The following is a 19,986-nucleotide window of genomic DNA, read 5'->3' on the forward strand; positions in this document are numbered from 1 at the left end:
AGCTACACCGCCGTACACTTTTGCAAGTGTAGTACAGATAGCAGCAGTAAGAGTTGTTTTACCGTGGTCAACGTGGCCGATAGTACCAACGTTTACGTGCGGTTTCGTACGTTCAAATTTTTCTTTAGACACAATCGTGTTCCTTCCTAGTTATGATTCGCTTTGACAAAGTTTGCGTCAAAACGCGCCAGAATTTGCTATTTTATGCGTCAATTTTCATCAACGCAATAGATTCATTGTTTAATAAGGCGATCAGTGATTAAACTCATCCCCAAATCAACCTTAACCGCGTTCTGCAATGATTGCTTTTGCAACATTGTTAGGCACTTCAGCGTACTCACTAAACTCCATGGAGTAAGAAGCACGACCTTGTGTCGCAGAACGTAAATCAGTTGCGTAACCGAACATGACGGACAACGGAACTTGTGCACGAATTATCTTCAGGCCAGCTGTCCCCTCGTCCATACCTTCGATGATGCCTCGACGACGGTTAATATCGCCAACAACGTCACCCATCCAGTCTTCTGGAGTAGTTACTTCAACTTTCATCATAGGCTCAAGCAGAACAGGTTGCGCTTCAAGTGCACCCGTTTTGAAAGCCATCGAGGCAGCGATTGTAAACGCCATCTCACTTGAATCTGTTTCATGGTACGAACCATCAAATAGTGTCGCTTTGACATCCAAAACAGGATAGCCAGCAAGTACACCATTATTCATCTGCTCTTCAACCCCTTTCGCGATTGAAGTGATGAACTCTTTCGGCACAACACCATTGGCAATTTCATCTACGAAAACAAAGCCTTCGCCAGCTTCTGATGGTTCAAGCTTCAGCCATACGTGACCGTATTGCCCCTTACCACCGTACTCACGGATAAATTTACCTTCCGCTTTCGCCGTACCACGAATTGTTTCACGATAAGCGACTTGTGGATTACCAACGTTGCAATTCACGTTAAATTCACGCTTCATACGGTCAACAATGATATCTAAGTGCAGTTCGCCCATACCTGAAATCAGAGTCTGACCAGTTTCCACATCCATATCAACGCGAAATGATGGGTCTTCCGCTGCTAGTTTACCAAGAGCAATAGTCATCTTATCTTGATCTGCTTGAGAGCTTGGCTCTACAACGATCTGAATAACGGGATCTGGAAACTCCATACGTTCAAGAACAATTTTATGGTTCTGGTCGCACAGTGTTTCACCTGTCGTCACATCTTTAAGACCAATGATGGCCGCAATATCACCAGCTCGTACTTCTTTCACTTCTTCACGCTTATTTGAGTGCATTTGGACAATGCGACCTAAGCGTTCACGTTGTTTCTTCACAGAGTTGTAAGCCGTTTTACCGCTTTCAACAATCCCAGAATAAACACGGATGAAAGTTAAAGTACCGACAAATGGGTCTGTTGCAACCTTAAATGCTAGTGCTGAAAACGGTTCATTGTCGTCTGCGTGGCGCTCTGCTTCATTCTCGTTTTCATCGATACCTTTAATTGCAGGAACATCAATTGGAGAAGGAAGGAAGTCAATAACTGCATCTAAAACAGCTTGTACACCTTTATTTTTAAATGCACTACCGCAAGTCGCTAATACAATTTCATTATTAAGGGTACGAGTACGAAGACCTTGTTTGATTTCAGCTTCTGTCAATTCACCTTCTTCAAGATACTTATCCATTAGCTCTTCATTTGCTTCTGCTGCTGCTTCAACAAGCTCTGTACGATATTCTTCGGCCATTTCTTGCATCTCTGCCGGAATATCTTCGTACGTGAAAGTCATGCCTTGGTCAGCATCATTCCAGTTGATTGCTTTCATCTTAATAAGATCAACAACACCTTGGAAGTTTTCTTCCGTACCAATATTCAATTGAATAGGAACTGGCGTTGCACCTAGACGATCTTTGATCTGTTCAACTACGCGTAGGAAATCTGCGCCTGTGCGGTCCATTTTATTAACAAATACTAAGCGAGGTACGTGATATTTGTCCGCTTGACGCCATACAGTCTCAGATTGGGGTTCGACACCTGATGAGCCACAGAACACAACAACCGCACCATCAAGTACACGTAGAGAACGCTCTACTTCGATGGTAAAGTCAACGTGTCCAGGAGTGTCGATAATATTAATACGGTGATCTGAAAACTGAGCTTCCATACCACGCCAAAACGTCGTAGTAGCTGCTGAAGTGATTGTAATGCCGCGCTCTTGTTCTTGTTCCATCCAGTCCATGGTTGCAGCACCATCGTGAACTTCACCGATTTTGTGAGAAAGTCCGGTATAGAACAAAATACGTTCGCTTGTGGTTGTCTTTCCTGCATCTACGTGAGCAACAATACCGATATTACGGTAGTGCTCTATAGGAGTTTTACGAGCCACGATTGAATCCTCTTATTAGAGACTTAGGGACTATTGCTATATCTACTTTATTGGTTAAAAGCACTGCTTTATTAATATTTACTTGCTCTAGATATAGCAATAGTTCCTAGCATAAGCATAGGAACTAAAGAAGTACTGCAAGGAACCTTGCAGTACTAAAAAGACATTACCAGCGGTAATGTGCGAACGCTTTGTTCGCGTCTGCCATACGGTGAACGTCTTCACGTTTCTTAACAGCAGTACCTTTGTTTTCTGACGCGTCTAGCATTTCTGCTGCAAGACGTTGTGCCATAGATTTTTCACCACGCTTACGCGCAGCTTCAACTAACCAACGCATAGCAAGAGCGTTACGGCGAACCGGACGAACTTCTACAGGTACTTGGTAAGTTGAACCACCCACACGGCGAGATTTAACTTCTACCGCTGGACGAACATTTTCAAGAGCTTCTTCAAATACAGCTAAGTGATCTTTACCAGATTTCTCAGCCATAGTATCTAGTGCAGTGTAAACAATTTTTTCAGCAGTTGATTTCTTACCATCAACCATAAGGATGTTTACAAATTTCGCCAGCAATTCAGATTTGAATTTAGGATCTGGAAGGATCTTACGCTGGCCTATTACGCGACGACGTGGCATGGATGTTTCTCCGTTGTCTTCTTCAGGTTATCCAAAACTTTTCAGTTTCATCAAAATTATATAATTTTAGTGTTTGGCCTTACTTAACGCTTTTCTGTCAAAACAGAAAGCTATTAAGACTTAGGACGTTTAACACCATACTTAGAACGACCTTGTTTACGGTCGTTTACGCCAGCACAGTCAAGAGCGCCGCGAACGGTGTGGTAACGCACACCTGGTAAATCTTTAACACGACCACCACGGATAAGAACAACTGAGTGCTCTTGAAGGTTATGACCTTCACCGCCGATGTATGAAGTAACTTCAAAGCCGTTAGTTAAACGAACACGACATACTTTACGTAATGCTGAGTTCGGTTTCTTAGGAGTAGTAGTATATACGCGAGTACATACACCACGTTTTTGTGGACACGCTTCTAGCGCAGGCACGTTGCTTTTAACAACTTGCTTTGCACGTGGCTTGCGTACCAACTGGTTAATAGTTGCCATTAAATAGCTCCTGATTTACGAAAATAAGCTTGTGAAAAATCTAATCCTACTTCCAAGCAACATTTGCATGCAGCGAGAAATAAGGACGCGAAATTTTATTCATCAAGGGGGGATGTGTCAAGAAATATACAATCGTGCTGTCGAGTTTTTTTCTCTAGCAATAAGAAAAGTATCAATTATGCTGAGATTAATCCCAAGTTATTGATTGAGAGTGTTGTTCAGTAAGATAAACAAAGCCTTTAAAATCAGTTAACTGAGCACTAACACTTGCTAAACCAACCAAACCACGTGCCCCAAGATCCTCTTGTAACACCCAGCAACGATCTTTTTGATCTTTCAATCCAGTTAATAGGCTTGATTGACGAAAAAGAGCATAAACAGCATCTTCAATGAGTAATATTGCATCATCAGGTTGGATCACGTTGATCGCATCAGCTAGTCCTGATTGGCTCTTAATAATATGTAGCATGTCTATCTGCCCTATTAAAATGTCAGGATTTTTTGGCATTGTTGGAGTTTTTCTACCATTTCAGCTTGGCTTAATGCACTATTTTCAATCATCAAATCGTTTGAATTTATTTGATAATCATTTAATGATGATTGGCATATATAAATGTTATCAATCTCGTATAAATCCAACAATTTAAAGGCTGAAATATAATCTCTAGACAAAATGTTTGCCGGCTGTTGCGCTGGAAACAACTGAGTCACCCCTGCACCAATAAAAAACACATCAATATCTTCACAGTAAGCTGAAGTTGCTAACAATGCATCCAGCCCTTCTCTACCTTTTGCGCTCGTATGAGGGTGAGAACGAAATACAAAACCTAATCGCATTAAAACTGTACCACTCTATCTTGTACTAACATGGCTCCAGCAAGTCCACCTAGTCCAGTCAATTCAAATCCTTGGGCTACATTGCTACTACCTCGCCCATGCGTTTTGGCTTCATTACTATCTAGAATGCCACGACGTAATGAGGCTGCAACACAAGACTCTAAACGGACTTTATGTTGTTCACTCAATTGCTGCCAAGCTTTAGCTAGATCAAATTCATCATTCGCAGGTACAGCCAAGCTAGAAGCATTATGAACCCCATCTTGATAGAAAAACACGCTGACTAACTGATGACCTCTTTCAATCAAAGCGCAAGCAAACTGATAAGCATTGAGTGCAGATTGACTACCATAAACCGAGCCATTTACCAACAAACTATAAGTCAGCACTTTTTCTGGCGAGGGTAAGCTTTGACTCACTTTTCGCCGTCCTCAATTTTGCGCTGGCGAATATAGAGATAAACGGTGTGTTTCGAAATATTTAAACGGTCAGCTACCCGATTGATCGCATCTTTGATATCGAAGATCCCTTTATCATAAAGATCCATAACGATTTGGCGGTTTTTGGTATTGTTTGATACTGACTTATCAGCATTAATTTCTTCTATAGTGCGCTCAACCGTTTGATCCACTAGCTCTTCAACATCACTAGCAAAGTTAACCGACGAAGCTGCTTCTTCTGCTTCCGCGGTAGGCATAAAAGCGTGTAAGACTTGCGAGAAAGGTGCATCTAAATTGATATTGATACACAGTAACCCAATCACACGTTGCTCACCATTACGGATCGCAATGGTAATCGACTTCATCAATACACCGCCTTTGGCGCGGGTAAAGTAAGAACGAGAAAAGTTACGCTGCGAACCTTCAATATCTTTTAACATCTTTAACGCTAAATCCGTAATCGGAGACCCAACTTGACGACCGGTATTTTCACCATTGGCAATTTTTACTGCCGAGGTATTCAAGTCCTCTAAGGAGTGCAACACGATTTCACAATAATTACCGATCAAACTAGCAAGACCATCGACTACCGCTTCATAAGAATGCAAAATTATCTTATCGTGCTCTGTGAAGGGCATAACATGAACAGATTCCATTTCTAACAATGCTTCCGAATGTACAACTTCAGACTGACTCACACTCACCTCTACTCCGATAGAAAATCGTTATTAAAACGGTCGAACAATTAAACAAATTAACGTAAGTTTATCAGAAAATTTGAAAGAGGCACGGCTCTAACTTAAATATGATGATTTAGAACAAATTATGGGGTGTATTTTCAAGCGCTCAAAACACAAAAGGCCCATCATATTGATGAGCCTCAATTAAACTATCTAGTTCAATTAATTTGCAGCAGGAGCCTTTGGTGATTCCTCTGATTTCACTGACATTAACTCAATTTCAAATACTAATGTTGAGTTAGCAGGAATGGTTGGTGTGTCTTGTTCGCCATAAGCAAGCTCTGGCGGGATCACAACTTTATATTTAGAACCCACTTTCATTAGTTGCACGGATTCAGTCCAACCTGGAATAACGCGATTAAGTGGGAAAGTTGCAGGCTCTTTACGATCGTATGAGCTGTCAAACTTAGTGCCATCAACTAAAGTACCTTCGTAGTTCACTACTACAGTATCAGTTGCTTTTGGTGAAATGCCTTCGCCTTCTTTTTCAACTTTGTAAAGAATGCCTGATTCAGTCTTCTTCACCCCATCTTCTTTTGCGAACTCTGCACGGAATTCATCACCTGCTTTTTTCGCTGCAGCAGATTTCTCAGCGGCTTGAGCTTGCATCTTTTCAGAAACACGCTTATCTAGATCTTGTAGTGCTTGGTGTGTTTCTTCTTCTGTCATACCTGCTTTTTTAGCAAATACGTCTTCGATACCTTTTAATACGATATCTTTATCTAAGTTAATACCGATTTCTGCTGGTTTCTCAATGCTAGTATTTAGATAGTTAGCAAAAGAAACACCAATTGCGTATGCCGCCTTCTCATCATCAGTTTTGTATAATGTTGATGCAGCTGCTGATTGTGCCTGCTCAGCTTTTGCGGTTGTTTGTGCCTCTTTTGATTCTTCTTTCTGACAGCCAACTGCAAGTAGAACAGTGGCTGCAAGCAAGGATACTTTTAAAATCGGTTTCATTAACTTCTCCAGCATGATGGAAAACCATCGTTATGATGTATAAAAATTTACTCTATCAATGTGTTAGAACGTTCAAGTTCAAGCTCTATATCTAGTCACTCTAGATGCCATTAATCTACGTTAACACTATCACGTACTTAATTTAAGCTATTGTTAACTGACTGTATTTTTTTAGCAAAGTTCCGCCTTAATCCATAAAAATAATCCGCTTATTACTTTGTGTTTCAATAAAACACGACTTAAGTGACATTATTTATGCAACACTACGACTCAATCAATGATCTACAATGTGGCATCTTTCAGATATAATTTGAGTACCATCGATTTAATAACTTAACAGTGAATAAAATGCATTCAGATAATCTTGAAAACGAATTAAAACAACGAATTGATGATCTAGAGTGTCAGGTCGCTTTTCAAGAACAAACCATCCATGAACTTAACGATGCTTTGAGCCAACAGCAATTGTTGATTACTCGCATGCAAGATCAAATGAAATTTGTCGTCGGAAAAGTCAAAAACTTGGATGCTTCAAATTTAGCTGATGTATCGGAAGAAACACCGCCGCCTCATTACTAATTCACATTGTTGTTTTTCTTTGTTTCTATAAAAAATGGCTTTCTATAATCAAAAACGCCAACATTAGACGTTGGCGTTTTTTTAAAGATTAGTGAGAGCAGCCACAGCCGCCATTTCCATCACAACCTTCTTTTTTCTCTTCATGATCATGGCCACAGCAGTCGCCATCATGATCGTGGTGATGACCACCCACTTGATGTACATGACCATGAGCCACTTCTTCTTCCGTTGCTTCACGTACCGCAACAACTTCAACATCAAACGTTAATGTTTGCCCTGCAAGCATGTGGTTACCATCAACTACAACTTCATCACCATCAACTTCTGTGATTTCTACTGGGATCTGACCTTGGTCGGTATCCGCTAAGAAACGCATGCCAACCTCAATTTCATCTACACCGTGAAATACGTTAGCTGGAACACGTTGAACCAGACCTTCGTTGTGCTCACCGTAAGCATCTTCTGGAGCAATAGTTGCAGAGAATTTATCACCGGCAACTTTACCTTCTAGCTCTTTTTCTAGACCTGTAATTAGGTTGTTGTGACCGTGTAGATAGTCTAGTGGCGCTTCAACCGTTGATTGGTCTACTACCACACCATCTTCTACTTTTACTTGGTATGCCAAGCTAACAACAACGTTCTTTTCAATTTTCATATTCGCTCCAAATTCAGATTAAGCGTGAGAATGTGTGAGCACTTAATCTCTATGTGCAAGATAATGGGGATAAGCCAGACAGATTTCAATCGCTAATCAAGGATTATTTTACAAACCTGACGAATATCTTGCGGTTAGCAATCATCATTCTGGCTTAAAAATACCGATTAATTGTTCTGAACTAGACAAACTGAAGCTAGGTGAATTGGAACTAGTGTTAGCTGAACTGGTTTCTATCACTTGTGGTGTTTTTTGTTCAACATAATCACATTCAACACACTCAACCACTTCAATTTGATTTTCTTCCCATACTCGTAAACTATCGCTTTGTTTACAGTTTGGACAGTTAGCACCAGCAATAAATCTCTTCTTGGTTTTCATATATATCCTATTTCATAACTGAGTTGAGCTAGTCCCAATGCTGTTGAGTCTGACGATCTCTTTCCATCTCTCGGTCAAAAACCTCTTCCAACTCTTTGCGCGCTTCTTTAGCTCTAATTCCCATATCTTTATCTTCTATATGCAAAGACATCAGTTCTTTTAACATAGTGGTGTCGAGTTTTCTAAAATGTGCTTCTGCACGCTTGGCTTGATAAGGGTGCATGCCCAATTGATTTAACACTTGTCGTCCTAAATCAAGAGCCCCTAAGAAAGTCTCACGCGAAAATAATGTCACACCAATATTCATCAATTGATAAGCTTCTACCCGACTACGTGCACGGGCGAGAATTTTTAAATGCGGAAAATGCTGTTTACACAGTTCAGCGATCTTTAGCACTTCATCCGGCGAATCGGTACAAATGGCGATGGCTTTCGCTTTTTCAGCACCAGCGGCCCGTAACAAATCAAGCTGCGTGGCGTCACCGTAATACACTTTGTAGCCAAATTTACGTAAAAGTTGAATTTGGCTGGCATCACTTTCTAATACCGTGACTCGGATCTTATTGGCATACAACAAACGCCCTACAACTTGGCCAAAACGCCCGAAGCCCGCAATGATGACTTTCGACCCTTCATCGACCACATCCGATTGCATGTTATCGCTAACGTTAATTGTGCGGTCAAACCATTTTTGCTGAGCAAGTAATATCAAGGGCGTGGTCATCATAGACAAGCTCACCACCACTAACAGGAAAGAGCTCACTTCAGCACCGAGTAAGCCATGACCTTTTGCGGCAGTAAACAAGACGAAAGCAAACTCTCCACCCTGGCTTAATATTGCCGCCATGCGACTGCGTGCTTTTGCCCGTGTGCCCATAAGGCGAGCAAGTAAGTAAAGAATAAAACCTTTAATACTCACCAGCACCACGACTGCAGCCAAAATTTTAATTGGATAAAGCGTTAGCAACTCAAGGTTGACTGCCATACCCACCGACATAAAGAACAAGCCAAGCAGCAGTCCTTTAAAGGGTTCAATAGCAATCTCTAATTCATGACGATATTCACTTTCTGCCAATAACACGCCAGCTAAAAATGTGCCTAATGCCATAGATAAACCAAGCTGTTGCATGATCACGGAAATACCAATCACCAATAACAAGGCTGCTACGGTAAATAACTCACGAACTCGGCTCATCACCACATAACGGAAGATCGGTCGTAGCAAATAATGGCCACCAACTAATAAGCCAACGCCCCCACCAATCATCCAAACCGCATCTAACCAGTCACCACCAGCATTACCAGCTAATAATGGTAATACCGCCAGCATTGGAATGACCGCGATATCTTGAAAAAGCAAAACGGAAAAACCAGATTGTCCAGTTTCAGTACCCGCTAGTCCTTGTTCTTCAATAACCCTTAATGCGATTGCGGTTGAAGAAAGCGCTAACCCCATGCCTATCACTACACTATTTTGCCAACTAACACCAAAAGCATTAGCGATCATGGAAATCACTAGAGTTGTCACGACTACTTGTGCTCCACCTAAACCTAAGATAGGCATGCGCATTTGCCAAAGTTTTTTGGGGTTTAACTCTAAACCAATCAGAAACAGCAATAACACCACTCCAAGTTCGGAAAAGTGCATCACGCTATCCACGTCACTAATCAAGCCTAGTCCCCACGGACCAATAACAATACCCGCCAACAAATACCCCAATACCGACCCTAAACCTAAACGTTGCGCTAAAGGGACAGCGACCACAGCAGCGGCCAGAAACACGACGCCACTTTCTAAAAAATCAATTGTTGATGCCATAATCCTTCCTTGTACTACTGACTACTTTCAAGTGGATGCAACAACCAAGAGCGATAAGCCTGTGCATGTTCAATACGTACCGCTTGTTCTACATTCCTTGCCCAATATAACACTAAGGGCTCAATCCAATGCATCTGACATAATTTGGCAGTCAACTCAAAAGGCTGCAAAATTTGTTCCAAAGGATATTGATTATAACCATGAGCTGAGAAAGCGTCTTTAGACCCCCCCGTCGTCACCACACTCCGCCAGTATTTATCTTTAAGTGCGCGACCTTTGCCGAATGCAAAACCTTTTCCGAGTACCGTATCCATCCACTCTTTCATCAAAGCTGGACAGGAATACATAAACAAGGGGAACTGAAAGACAATCACATCATGTTCGAGCAATAATTTGTGCTCAGCAGCAACATCAATAAAAAAATCAGGATAATGGGCATACAAATCGTGCACCGTCACATGAGGTAAATTTTGCGCTGCTTTTAATAACATTTGATTGGCAACCGAGTTATCGGGATCGGGATGCGCATAAATGACCAATACGCGAGGTTGTAGAATCTGATCGTCATTTTTAATAGATGTAGTAGTATGTTGGCTTATGTCTGACATCCTTACTCCCTGACATTCCTGAATATGAACACTAAAAAGTGCACGCTTTTGTCACTTTCCACAACCTAAGATCTTTGTAACAAAGATTGTTAATCATCATATCGCAAATCGTATAATAATCGATATTTATACCCAAGTAACTTCAAGGTGCAGAATTCAGAGCTATCATCCAAACCTTTAGGCAAAGAAAATTGACGAAGGAATGTAAGCACCTTTCAAACCAATCTGACGCAGAATAAAGATTTGGATGAAGCTCCCGAAGGACAAGTTTTAAACGGCGTTAATGAACAGAGATAGAATCACTATGATCATGTTCAATTTGCCTTGCCTAAAGCTTGTTTTATTCTTGCTGAAACTTGCACCTTGAAGTTACTTGGGTATATCCTTGAAGCGCCTAATATTCAAGCCGCTGCATTTTTCATTCTTTCTCATTTTTCATGCCTCAAATAAGACTCCTATGATTACATTTTCAGATATTCAATTGCTGCGTGGTGGTAAACCACTTTTAGAACAAGCTTCAGCGACGATTCACCCGGGTGATAAAGTTGGCCTAGTCGGAAAAAATGGTTGTGGTAAATCCACGCTATTCGCCTTACTGAAAAATGAATTATCAATTGATGCCGGTAATTTCCAAATGCCAGCCCACTGGGAACTCGCTTGGGTTGCTCAAGAAACACCAGCATTAGAACGCGCCGCTTTAGAGTATGTGATTGATGGCGACCGTGAATATCGTCAATTAGAGCAAGATCTTACCGCGGCAGAACAAGCCGATAATGGCACCCTAGTCGCGGAATTACACGGCAAGTTAGAAACTGTTGGTGGCTACACTATTAAATCTCGCGCCGCAGAACTATTAAACGGTTTAGGCTTTAGCCAAGAGCAAATGCAATGGAACCTCACCCAGTTCTCTGGTGGTTGGCGTATGCGTTTAAACCTCGCCCAAGCTCTATTGTGTCGCTCTGATTTATTACTACTCGATGAGCCAACCAACCACTTAGATCTCGATGCAGTACTTTGGCTTGAAAAATGGCTACAGAACTACCCTGGTACATTAATTTTAATTTCGCACGACCGTGATTTCCTCGACCCTATCGTGGGGCGCATCATTCATGTCGAAAACCAATTGCTCAACGAATACACCGGCAACTACTCATCATTTGAAACCCAACGTGCACAAAAGTTAATGCAGCAACAAGCCATGTATGCCAAACAGCAAAAGCAAATGTCGCACATGCAAAGCTATATTGACCGCTTCCGCTATAAAGCCTCTAAAGCTCGTCAGGCACAAAGCCGAATTAAAGCCTTAGAGAAAATGGAAAAAGTCTTACCGGCGCAGTTTGATAACCCATTTAGCTTTGAGTTTAGAGAGCCAGCTGCACTCCCCAACCCTATTATGATGATGGACCAAGTCTCTGCTGGCTATGGCGATAACTTAATATTAGAACACATTCGCTTAAACCTAGTTCCCGGCAGTCGCATTGGTTTACTCGGTCGTAATGGTGCGGGTAAATCAACCTTAATTAAATTGCTGTCTGGCGAACTCAAGCCACAAAGCGGAGATTTAACCTATTCGCAAGGGGTGAAAATCGGCTACTTCGCTCAGCATCAATTAGAAACTCTGCATCCTGAAGAGACACCGTTGCAACACATGATGCAAATTGCGCCAAATCATACCGAGCAACAATTACGCGACTACCTAGGTAGCTTTGGTTTTGTCGGAGATAAAGCTCTCGATAAAGTCGCGCCATTCTCTGGTGGCGAAAAAGCTCGCCTCGTTCTAGCCTTAGTTGTATGGCAAAAGCCGAACTTACTATTGCTCGATGAACCAACTAACCACCTTGACCTAGATATGCGTCAAGCCTTAACCATGGCACTGCAAACCTTTGAAGGGGCAATGGTGATTGTCAGCCACGACCGTTACTTACTGCGCGCTACCACCGACGATTTATACCTTGTCGATGCCAAACAAGTGGCGCCTTTTGACGGCGACTTAGCGGATTACTACAAATGGTTAACTGAACAACAAAAACAAGATAAAAAAGATGCACTGCCAGAAACAAACTCAGAGCCTAGTCAAAATAGCGCCGCAGCACGTAAAGAACAAAAACGTCTAGACGCTGAATTACGTAAACAAACTGCACCAATTCGCAAAAAACTGACACAACTCGAAGCGAAAATGGACAAACTAGGCGAGCAATTAGCCGATGCTGAACAACAACTTGGCGATGTGTCACTCTACCAAGATGAAAACAAAGCTAAACTTACCCAAGTATTAACGCTACAAGCCAATAGTAAATCTCAATTAGAAGAGGTTGAAATGGAATGGATGGCACTACAAGAAGAACTGGAATGCCTTATACCCAAGTGACTTCAAGGTGCAGAATTCAGAGCTATCATCCAAACCTTTAGACAAGGAAGGTTGGCGAAAGAATGTAAACACCTTTCAAACCAATCTGACGCGGCCTATCTCTTATAAAAAGAAGAGGTTTGAATAAAGCTCCCAAAGGGCAAGTTAAAACAAGCCTTACGCGGCGTTAAATTAAATAGAGATAGATTATGATCATATTCAATCTGCCTTGCCTAAAGCTTGTTTTATGCTTGCTGAAATTCGCACCTTGAAGTTACTTGGATATTATCAACAATGAGCCAATATAGACCTCTACCTTTAACCTTCGAACGCTTATGGCAATTTAGTTTGCAGCATTATGGTGTGCGGGCAATTAAAGAAGCCTGTCTAATCTTACAAAATAGGTATAAAGGGAAGGTCAACCTAATCTTGTTATTAAAATGGCTGGATGAGCACCAATTAAGCTTAACGGAAGAACAATGGCTACAATTAGATGGCGCTATTGAGCGAACCGAAAACTTATTACAACAATTTCGTGATTACCGACGAAAAGTGAAACCTCATTTACCGGATACGCTTTACCGTGAATCACTACAATTTGAATTACAATTAGAGCGTCAGCAACAAGCGGATTTGGTGCATTGTATTAACCTGCTTGATTTAACCCCAAGAACAGGTCAACCAATGACCCATATCTATTGTGAAAAAATTGGGGCTCAACGGTTATCTCAAGTTTTTTATAACACTGAAAAATAAAGGCCACATCAATGATTATTCCATGGCAAGACATCGATCCCGACACTTTAGATAATCTCATAAAAGAATTTATCTTACGTGAAGGCACCGATTACGGTATGCAAGAAACCTCGCTTAAAACCAAGATAAAACAAGTCAAAGGACAACTAAAATCTAGCAGTGTAGTGATTGTTTTTTCAGAGCTGCATGAAAGCGTTGATATAAAACCGATCAATGAATTGAATTAAGCTCAGTACATCCCCCTATTTATTCTTGCCAGTCATTCCTCTACACTGTCATTCAAAATATAAGTCGAAAGAAAGGATTATCATGTCGGCAAAACATCCCATTATTGCGGTAACGGGTTCTTCAGGTGCGGGTACCACCACCACTTCAGAAACCTTCCGAAAAATGTTTAATATGATGAACATTAAAGCGTCTTGGGTAGAAGGCGATAGCTTCCATCGCTACACTCGCCCCGAAATGGACGTTGCAATCCGCAAAGCCAAAGAACAAGGTAAACACATCAGTTACTTTGGCCCGGAAGCCAATGACTTCCCCGCTTTGTCTGAATTCTTTAATCAATATGGAAAAAATGGCAGCGGCAAAATTCGTCGTTACTTGCATAGTTTTGATGAAGCCGTCCCTTATAACCAAATGCCCGGCACCTTTACTCCATGGCAAGACCTACCAGAAAATACTGATGTATTGTTTTATGAAGGATTACATGGTGGTGTAGTCGATGGCGATATCAATGTCTCTAAGCATGTGGACTTTTTGATTGGCATGGTACCGATTGTAAACCTTGAATGGATCCAAAAATTCGTCCGAGATACTCGTGACCGCGGCCATTCACGAGAAGCCGTGATGGACTCTATTGTTCGCTCAATGGATGACTACTTAAATTATATCACGCCGCAATTCTCCCGTACTCACATCAACTTTCAGCGCGTCCCTACCGTCGATACTTCTAATCCACTTAATGCCAAAGGCATACCGAGTTTGGATGAGAGTTTTGTAGTGATCCGCTTGCGTGGAATTAAAAACGTCGACTTTCCATATCTACTATCAATGATTGAAGGCTCTTTCATGTCGCGTCACAACACCCTCGTAGTACCTGGTGGCAAGATGAGTTTTGCAATGGAATTAATCATTCAACCACTGCTTCATCAACTAATCGAAACAGGTAAAATCGCCTAAAGTGTTACTCAGAACACACTTAGTGACTAGTCTGTGACCTTGAACACAATTTAATGATGAAAAACCCCATAGTTAGCCGCTCAAAGTCAAGAAATCCGATCTAGAAAGAGGTACTATAAAAACACTAATGCAACACAACTTGCAGCAATAACATTTAACACCTATTCTATTTGACCAGTTTAGCCGGTCTCAGGATGAATGACTCAAAACTGAGCAAGCCTTGTAGAGGAAGTAACAAATTATGGTTCTAGGTAAACCTCAAACAGATCCAACATTAGAGTGGTTTCTATCTCACTGTCATATCCATAAGTACCCATCAAAAAGTACTTTGATTCACGCTGGTGAGAAAGCAGAAACACTGTATTACATTGTTAAAGGGTCTGTGGCAGTATTAATCAAGGATGAAGAAGGCAAAGAGATGATCTTGTCTTACTTGAACCAAGGTGACTTCATTGGTGAATTAGGTCTTTTTGAAGAAGACCAAGAACGTACCGCTTGGGTTCGTGCAAAATCTCCTTGTGAAGTTGCGGAAATCTCATTTAAAAAATTCCGTCAATTAATCCAAGTTAACCCAGACATTCTGATGCGCCTTTCTGCCCAAATGGCAAAACGTCTACAAATCACTAGCCAAAAAGTGGGTGACTTAGCATTCCTAGACGTAACTGGTCGTATCGCTCAAACGCTACTTAATCTAGCAAAACAACCAGATGCAATGACGCACCCAGACGGTATGCAAATCAAGATCACTCGTCAAGAGATCGGTCAGATTGTTGGCTGTTCACGTGAAACCGTTGGTCGCATCTTGAAGATGCTAGAAGAGCAAAACCTGATTTCTGCTCACGGTAAAACTATCGTAGTCTACGGAACGCGTTAAGATTTAATATCCGCGTTTAGTAGAGTAAGAAAAATTAAAAGCCACTGAATGGTAAGTTCAGTGGCTTTTTTAGTATTTGTAATTTAAGAACGTTGCTCGGGCGCTTCGCTGCTTGTAGCTCGAAAAAGATAACAGCGAAAAGATTAGTAACGTGTCGTGGTAAGCAACCGAAGCCAAGCTTTTGTTTTTCCTAGCTTCGAGAAGCGCAGCGCCCTAAACACGAGTATCGAAAGAGCGCTTACCCTATCGCCGGCAATACTCCAAGACTAATCATCATTTGTACCACAATAATCACCACACCTGCTGCTAGCGTTAGCATGAGAGCTGGCGTACCGCCAGAGACGGTGAAGGCTTGTTTATCTTGATTGAGTGTACGAGAACGCATCACCATTGCGACAGGGAGTAAGATAGCCAATATCGCCAATGCAATTGCGGCATAACCAAGAGCCATGATAAAACCTTGCGGGTAAAATAACGCAAAGCATAGTGGTGGAATAAAGGTCACTAGCGCGATACCAACACGTCCGCCTTTGCTTTTATTTTTATTTAAGCTGTCACCTAAGAATTCAAATAATCCTAAGCTCACACCTAAAAAAGAGGTGATTAATGCTAAATCAGCAAATACTGAAACCACTTGTGAAATAGCCGAGCTATGAATTACTTTCGATAACGTACCGACTAAGGCTGTCACATCTCCCGCTTGAGATAATGTCGCTTGATCAACCACACCGAGCGTGGCCAGTTGCCATAAGATGTAGACCACTAGCGGCAGTAAAGAGCCGAAAATCATGACCTTCTTCAAAGCTTTCATATCAAGGTTTAAATAACGCACTACTGCTGGAATACTGCCGTGGAAACCAAAAGAGGTAAAAATCACGGGCAATGCCGCCACAATCAAACCTTTTTCCAATGGCATATTAAGAAGATGTACCGCTTGAATATTGGGCGTTAAGAAAAACAGCATGACCGCCATTGCAATCAATTTACAGGTGAATAGCACGCGGTTGACTCGATCTACCGACTGAGTACCAAACGTCACAATTGCGGCAATGATAATAGTGAAAATAAGCGTGCCGATACCATTCGACACATCAATAGAAAACCAGTTATGCAGTTTTGCATTAAACTGACCACCACCACCGGCGATGTAGGCTGCACATAGTGCATAAAATAAGAAAAGCATAGCAAACGTCGCGATCCATTTCCCTTTTTCACCAAGAAACTGCTTAGCTAAGGTATGTAATGTAGCGTCATAATCTGCGTGTTGATGTAGCTCCAACATTAACAAAGCGGTATAGGCCATTAACGCCCACATACTAATCATGATGGTTAAAGAAGTGCTGAAGCCTAACCCTGCGGAAGCAATAGGTAATGCCAACATACCAGCACCAATCGTAGTGCCAGCAATAATCAAAGTACTGCCTAGAATCTTTGAACTGCTCATCTGCTTTTTCTTTTATTTATTGGAAGAATAAGCTGACACATTACCACTTATCAGAAGTAAATCGAGGTGAGAGTTCAAAATATCGATTAAACATTCGACAATATTGACTCAAAACGGGCTTTTATTATGGTGTAAAAATATAATTACACAGTGTAAATAAAAATAAACCCAGAGCAATCACTCACTCTGGGTTCACTTCAATATAAAGTATCAAGAAAAATTAGATACCGTATTGCGCGCGATAAGCTTTTACCGATTCAAGTTGCGCTTCGTTATTCCCTTGCTCTTCAAGATAGGTCACTAGATCACCTAGGCTGATGATCGAAATCACCGCGCAGCCAAAATCACGCTCGACTTCTTGAATCGCCGATAACTCACCTTTGCCTTTTTCTTGACGATCAATCGCAACCAATACACCTGCAAGATCGGCGCCATTCGCTTTAATGATTTCCATTGACTCACGAATTGCGGTACCGGCTGTGATCACATCGTCCACCAGCATAATACGACCTTCTAATGGATTGCCCACTAAGTTGCCGCCTTCACCATGATCTTTGGCTTCTTTACGGTTAAAGCAATATGGCGTATCAATATCGTGATGATCAGCAAGTGCAACCGCTGTTGTTGTCGCAATTGGAATGCCTTTGTAAGCAGGGCCAAATAGCACATCAAACTCAATACCAGAATCCGCTAAAGCTGCGGAATAAAAACGACCTAGGCGCGCAAGATCACGTCCAGTATTAAACAAACCTGCATTAAAGAAATACGGACTCGTACGGCCAGACTTTAATGTGAATTCGCCAAATTTAAGAACTTGTTTCTCAAGGGCAAACTCAATAAATTCACGTTGATATACTTTCATAAAATATCTCGACTATCGTGTTGGTGATATAGTTTTTTGATTTCGGAACATCGTAGCTAGAGCGCTTTGCTTCTCGTTACTCGAAAAAGAAGATATCCATTAAACGATGAGCTTTTCCAAGAAACGAGTTACGTTTTTTTCCGAGTCACGTATTATTATTTATTCCGCCAGAGTGGCTTTCTGGACTGCGATAATATCGTTAATGCCTTTCTCGGCTAAATCTAATAATTGATTCAATTCTTGGCGGGAGAACGCTTCGCCCTCTGCCGTGCCCTGAACTTCAATCATCTTACCTTCTTCGGTCATTACCACGTTCATATCGGTATCGGCAGCAGAATCTTCCACATACTCTAAATCACATAAGGCGTGTTCACCTAAAATACCCACTGAAACCGCGGCAACATGACACTTCATCGGGTTCTTCTTCAATTTACCTGAAGCAACGAGTGATTGGATTGCATCAGCCAGAGCAACACTTGCACCCGAGATAGAAGCAGTACGTGTACCACCATCGGCTTGAATCACGTCACAATCAACCGTGATCATCATTTCGCCTAATACATCCAAATCCACAACCGCACGTAAGCTACGCGCGATTAAACGTTGGATCTCCATAGTACGGCCACCTTGTTTACCGCTTGCGGCTTCACGACGGTTACGAGTATGGGTTGCACGTGGCAACATACCATATTCCGCGGTTACCCAACCTTTGCCACGACCTTTTAACCAACCTGGTACTTTTTCTTCAACACTGGCATTACATAATACTTTGGTGTTACCAAACTCAACCAATACTGAACCTTCAGCATAAGCCGTATAGTTACGAGTCATTTTAATCGGACGAACTTGATCAGCTGCGCGATCATTTGGGCGTAAAGTTGAAGACATAAAGAAATACCTGATTAGCGATAGAATTGGGGCGAGATTATAACGATCTTGCTGTCAAAAAGCGATCTTAACGACGATTAATAGAACCGCTTGGATTAAACAAACCACCTTGTCCTAGACTGTGATAATATTCACCACAGAAAAATTATCACACAATTTAGATTAGGTAATCTCCAATGATCTACAGCATGACCGCCTATGCCCGTAAAGAAATCAAATCTGATTGGGGCAACGCAGTGTGGGAAATCCGCAGTGTCAACCAACGTTACTTAGAAACTTACTTCCGCCTACCAGAACAATTTCGTGGTTTAGAGCCAATCCTACGCGAGCGTTTCCGTAAGCGTTTAGCCCGCGGTAAAGTAGAATGCCACCTACGTTTTGAAGCCAATACCAAAGCGCAAAGTGCTCTCAACATCAATGAAGATCTTGCTAAGCAAGTGATTCAAGCGGCAAACCAAGTCATGTCTCTAACTGGTGAAGACTCTCGCATTAACCCATTCCAAGTAATGAACTGGCCGGGCGTAATGGAAGCACCAGAGCAAGATATGGATGCGATTCAAAAAGAATTACTTGAAGCATTCGAAGACGCGACGTCTGATTTCATCGAAGCGCGTGGCCGTGAAGGTGCCAACATGAAAGCACTGATCGACCAACGCCTTGAAGCGATCACCGCAGAAGCCGCCAAAGTACGTGCGCGCATGCCAGAGATCCTACAATGGCAACGTGATCGCCTATTGAATAAATTTGAAGAAGCCAAGATCGAACTAGACAGTTCACGCGTAGAACAAGAGCTTATCTTACTGGCGCAAAAATCAGATGTCGCCGAAGAGCTCGATCGCCTAGACTCTCACGTCAAAGAAGCCAACAACATTATGGAAAAAGGCGGCGCTTGTGGCCGTAAACTGGATTTCATGATGCAAGAATTCAACCGTGAAGCGAATACGTTAGCTTCTAAATCGATTAGCACTGATGTGACGGCTTCGGGTGTTGAGCTGAAAGTCTTGATTGAGCAGATGAGAGAGCAGATCCAGAATATTGAGTAGGGAATCAAACTCACCCACAAAGAACTAGGTAACTTAAAGAACAGATAGTTAGGGTAATCCTCCCATTTTT

The 19,986-nt window shown here is 41.9% G+C and carries 23 protein-coding genes; 7 read left to right on the top strand and 16 right to left on the bottom strand.

Going from position 1 to position 19,986, the window contains the following annotated elements; genetic code table 11:
• The 9 genes from ACN0T8_RS08925 to fkpA form a co-directional block, all read right to left on the bottom strand.
• The coding region (locus ACN0T8_RS08925) for a GTP-binding protein (RefSeq protein ID WP_252306283.1) at positions 1-132 on the bottom strand (132 nt) is incomplete at its 3' end.
• Positions 133-282: 150 nt separating this feature from the next.
• The gene (fusA, locus tag ACN0T8_RS08930) at positions 283-2,379 is read right to left on the bottom strand and encodes an elongation factor G (protein WP_417880285.1); all 2,097 of its coding nucleotides are present in this window, start codon (positions 2,377-2,379) and stop codon (positions 283-285) included.
• Positions 2,380-2,545: 166 nt separating this feature from the next.
• Complete coding sequence (rpsG, locus tag ACN0T8_RS08935) at positions 2,546-3,016, bottom strand: 30S ribosomal protein S7 (RefSeq protein ID WP_045957025.1); 471 nt, start codon at positions 3,014-3,016, stop codon at positions 2,546-2,548.
• Positions 3,017-3,129: 113 nt separating this feature from the next.
• Positions 3,130-3,504 (bottom strand): 30S ribosomal protein S12, encoded by a 375-nt coding sequence (rpsL, locus tag ACN0T8_RS08940; RefSeq protein WP_004399892.1) that lies wholly within the window; start codon positions 3,502-3,504, stop codon positions 3,130-3,132.
• 187 nt (positions 3,505-3,691) lie between these two features.
• The gene (gene tusB, locus ACN0T8_RS08945) at positions 3,692-3,973 is read right to left on the bottom strand and encodes a sulfurtransferase complex subunit TusB (protein ID WP_417880286.1); all 282 of its coding nucleotides are present in this window, start codon (positions 3,971-3,973) and stop codon (positions 3,692-3,694) included.
• 14 nt (positions 3,974-3,987) lie between these two features.
• The gene (gene tusC, locus ACN0T8_RS08950) at positions 3,988-4,341 is read right to left on the bottom strand and encodes a sulfurtransferase complex subunit TusC (RefSeq protein ID WP_417880287.1); all 354 of its coding nucleotides are present in this window, start codon (positions 4,339-4,341) and stop codon (positions 3,988-3,990) included.
• Positions 4,341-4,727: a sulfurtransferase complex subunit TusD gene (tusD, locus tag ACN0T8_RS08955; protein ID WP_417880439.1), complete on the bottom strand. Its 387-nt coding sequence runs from the start codon at positions 4,725-4,727 to the stop codon at positions 4,341-4,343. The genes tusC and tusD overlap by 1 nt, the downstream gene beginning before the upstream one ends.
• A 29-nt stretch (positions 4,728-4,756) precedes the next feature.
• Complete coding sequence (locus ACN0T8_RS08960; protein ID WP_267135441.1) at positions 4,757-5,437, bottom strand: helix-turn-helix transcriptional regulator; 681 nt, start codon at positions 5,435-5,437, stop codon at positions 4,757-4,759.
• Between the two features lie 246 nt (positions 5,438-5,683).
• Entirely contained in the window at positions 5,684-6,481 is a 798-nt protein-coding gene (gene fkpA / locus ACN0T8_RS08965; RefSeq protein WP_417880288.1) for an FKBP-type peptidyl-prolyl cis-trans isomerase, read from the bottom strand.
• Between the two features lie 348 nt (positions 6,482-6,829).
• Between fkpA and ACN0T8_RS08970 the strand changes: the two genes are divergently transcribed.
• On the top strand, positions 6,830-7,060 hold the full coding sequence (locus tag ACN0T8_RS08970) for a SlyX family protein (protein ID WP_417880289.1): 231 nt from the start codon (positions 6,830-6,832) through the stop codon (positions 7,058-7,060).
• 88 nt (positions 7,061-7,148) lie between these two features.
• Here the strand turns inward: ACN0T8_RS08970 and slyD are convergent, their stop codons facing one another.
• The 4 genes from slyD to kefG all read right to left on the bottom strand — a co-directional run bounded on the left by slyD (position 7,149) and on the right by kefG (position 10,523).
• The gene (gene slyD / locus ACN0T8_RS08975; protein ID WP_417880290.1) at positions 7,149-7,715 is read right to left on the bottom strand and encodes a peptidylprolyl isomerase; all 567 of its coding nucleotides are present in this window, start codon (positions 7,713-7,715) and stop codon (positions 7,149-7,151) included.
• A gap of 144 nt (positions 7,716-7,859) precedes the next feature.
• Complete coding sequence (locus ACN0T8_RS08980) at positions 7,860-8,102, bottom strand: YheV family putative zinc ribbon protein (protein ID WP_417880440.1); 243 nt, start codon at positions 8,100-8,102, stop codon at positions 7,860-7,862.
• A 22-nt stretch (positions 8,103-8,124) separates the two neighbouring features.
• Complete coding sequence (gene kefB, locus ACN0T8_RS08985; protein WP_417880291.1) at positions 8,125-9,915, bottom strand: glutathione-regulated potassium-efflux system protein KefB; 1,791 nt, start codon at positions 9,913-9,915, stop codon at positions 8,125-8,127.
• A 14-nt stretch (positions 9,916-9,929) separates the two neighbouring features.
• A complete protein-coding gene (gene kefG / locus ACN0T8_RS08990) occupies positions 9,930-10,523 on the bottom strand; it encodes a glutathione-regulated potassium-efflux system ancillary protein KefG (RefSeq protein WP_417880292.1) in 594 nt (197 codons plus the stop codon).
• Between the two features lie 457 nt (positions 10,524-10,980).
• Between kefG and ACN0T8_RS08995 the strand changes: the two genes are divergently transcribed.
• The 5 genes from ACN0T8_RS08995 (at position 10,981) to crp (ending at position 15,679) form a co-directional block, all read left to right on the top strand.
• Positions 10,981-12,891: an ABC transporter ATP-binding protein gene (locus ACN0T8_RS08995; RefSeq protein WP_417880293.1), complete on the top strand. Its 1,911-nt coding sequence runs from the start codon at positions 10,981-10,983 to the stop codon at positions 12,889-12,891.
• 273 nt (positions 12,892-13,164) lie between these two features.
• On the top strand, positions 13,165-13,626 hold the full coding sequence (locus ACN0T8_RS09000) for a TIGR02444 family protein (RefSeq protein WP_417880294.1): 462 nt from the start codon (positions 13,165-13,167) through the stop codon (positions 13,624-13,626).
• An 11-nt stretch (positions 13,627-13,637) separates the two neighbouring features.
• Positions 13,638-13,853, top strand: coding sequence for a YheU family protein (locus ACN0T8_RS09005; protein WP_417880295.1), 216 nt, complete (start codon positions 13,638-13,640; stop codon positions 13,851-13,853).
• An 82-nt stretch (positions 13,854-13,935) separates the two neighbouring features.
• Positions 13,936-14,805, top strand: coding sequence for a phosphoribulokinase (locus ACN0T8_RS09010; RefSeq protein ID WP_417880296.1), 870 nt, complete (start codon positions 13,936-13,938; stop codon positions 14,803-14,805).
• A gap of 241 nt (positions 14,806-15,046) precedes the next feature.
• A complete protein-coding gene (crp, locus tag ACN0T8_RS09015) occupies positions 15,047-15,679 on the top strand; it encodes a cAMP-activated global transcriptional regulator CRP (RefSeq protein ID WP_017025416.1) in 633 nt (210 codons plus the stop codon).
• A gap of 238 nt (positions 15,680-15,917) precedes the next feature.
• Here the strand turns inward: crp and ACN0T8_RS09020 are convergent, their stop codons facing one another.
• From ACN0T8_RS09020 to rph, 3 genes are all read right to left on the bottom strand, one after another.
• Complete coding sequence (locus ACN0T8_RS09020; protein WP_417880297.1) at positions 15,918-17,123, bottom strand: aromatic amino acid transport family protein; 1,206 nt, start codon at positions 17,121-17,123, stop codon at positions 15,918-15,920.
• 220 nt (positions 17,124-17,343) lie between these two features.
• Positions 17,344-17,985: an orotate phosphoribosyltransferase gene (gene pyrE, locus ACN0T8_RS09025; protein WP_417880298.1), complete on the bottom strand. Its 642-nt coding sequence runs from the start codon at positions 17,983-17,985 to the stop codon at positions 17,344-17,346.
• Between the two features lie 159 nt (positions 17,986-18,144).
• Positions 18,145-18,873, bottom strand: coding sequence for a ribonuclease PH (gene rph, locus ACN0T8_RS09030; protein WP_027696474.1), 729 nt, complete (start codon positions 18,871-18,873; stop codon positions 18,145-18,147).
• Positions 18,874-19,049: 176 nt separating this feature from the next.
• On the opposite strand from rph, the gene ACN0T8_RS09035 reads away from it, so the two are divergent.
• The gene (locus ACN0T8_RS09035; protein WP_417880299.1) at positions 19,050-19,916 is read left to right on the top strand and encodes a YicC/YloC family endoribonuclease; all 867 of its coding nucleotides are present in this window, start codon (positions 19,050-19,052) and stop codon (positions 19,914-19,916) included.
• The last annotated feature ends 70 nt before the right edge of the window (positions 19,917-19,986 follow it).

It is taken from the genome of Vibrio sp. (genome assembly GCF_048266485.1).
Lineage (GTDB): Bacteria > Pseudomonadota > Gammaproteobacteria > Enterobacterales > Vibrionaceae > Vibrio.

Coding starts and splice junctions, on each gene's coding strand:
- rpsG (WP_045957025.1), bottom strand. CDS start 3,016: ATGCCACGTCGTCGCGTAATAGGCCAGCGTAAGATCCTTCCAGATCCT.
- ACN0T8_RS09000 (WP_417880294.1), top strand. CDS start 13,165: ATGAGCCAATATAGACCTCTACCTTTAACCTTCGAACGCTTATGGCAA.
- kefG (WP_417880292.1), bottom strand. CDS start 10,523: ATGTCAGACATAAGCCAACATACTACTACATCTATTAAAAATGACGAT.
- ACN0T8_RS08960 (WP_267135441.1), bottom strand. CDS start 5,437: ATGGAATCTGTTCATGTTATGCCCTTCACAGAGCACGATAAGATAATT.
- ACN0T8_RS09035 (WP_417880299.1), top strand. CDS start 19,050: ATGATCTACAGCATGACCGCCTATGCCCGTAAAGAAATCAAATCTGAT.
- fkpA (WP_417880288.1), bottom strand. CDS start 6,481: ATGAAACCGATTTTAAAAGTATCCTTGCTTGCAGCCACTGTTCTACTT.
- rph (WP_027696474.1), bottom strand. CDS start 18,873: ATGTCTTCAACTTTACGCCCAAATGATCGCGCAGCTGATCAAGTTCGT.
- tusC (WP_417880287.1), bottom strand. CDS start 4,341: ATGCGATTAGGTTTTGTATTTCGTTCTCACCCTCATACGAGCGCAAAA.
- crp (WP_017025416.1), top strand. CDS start 15,047: ATGGTTCTAGGTAAACCTCAAACAGATCCAACATTAGAGTGGTTTCTA.
- ACN0T8_RS08970 (WP_417880289.1), top strand. CDS start 6,830: ATGCATTCAGATAATCTTGAAAACGAATTAAAACAACGAATTGATGAT.
- ACN0T8_RS09020 (WP_417880297.1), bottom strand. CDS start 17,123: ATGAGCAGTTCAAAGATTCTAGGCAGTACTTTGATTATTGCTGGCACT.
- tusB (WP_417880286.1), bottom strand. CDS start 3,973: ATGCTACATATTATTAAGAGCCAATCAGGACTAGCTGATGCGATCAAC.
- slyD (WP_417880290.1), bottom strand. CDS start 7,715: ATGAAAATTGAAAAGAACGTTGTTGTTAGCTTGGCATACCAAGTAAAA.
- ACN0T8_RS08995 (WP_417880293.1), top strand. CDS start 10,981: ATGATTACATTTTCAGATATTCAATTGCTGCGTGGTGGTAAACCACTT.
- ACN0T8_RS09005 (WP_417880295.1), top strand. CDS start 13,638: ATGATTATTCCATGGCAAGACATCGATCCCGACACTTTAGATAATCTC.
- kefB (WP_417880291.1), bottom strand. CDS start 9,915: ATGGCATCAACAATTGATTTTTTAGAAAGTGGCGTCGTGTTTCTGGCC.
- rpsL (WP_004399892.1), bottom strand. CDS start 3,504: ATGGCAACTATTAACCAGTTGGTACGCAAGCCACGTGCAAAGCAAGTT.
- ACN0T8_RS09010 (WP_417880296.1), top strand. CDS start 13,936: ATGTCGGCAAAACATCCCATTATTGCGGTAACGGGTTCTTCAGGTGCG.
- pyrE (WP_417880298.1), bottom strand. CDS start 17,985: ATGAAAGTATATCAACGTGAATTTATTGAGTTTGCCCTTGAGAAACAA.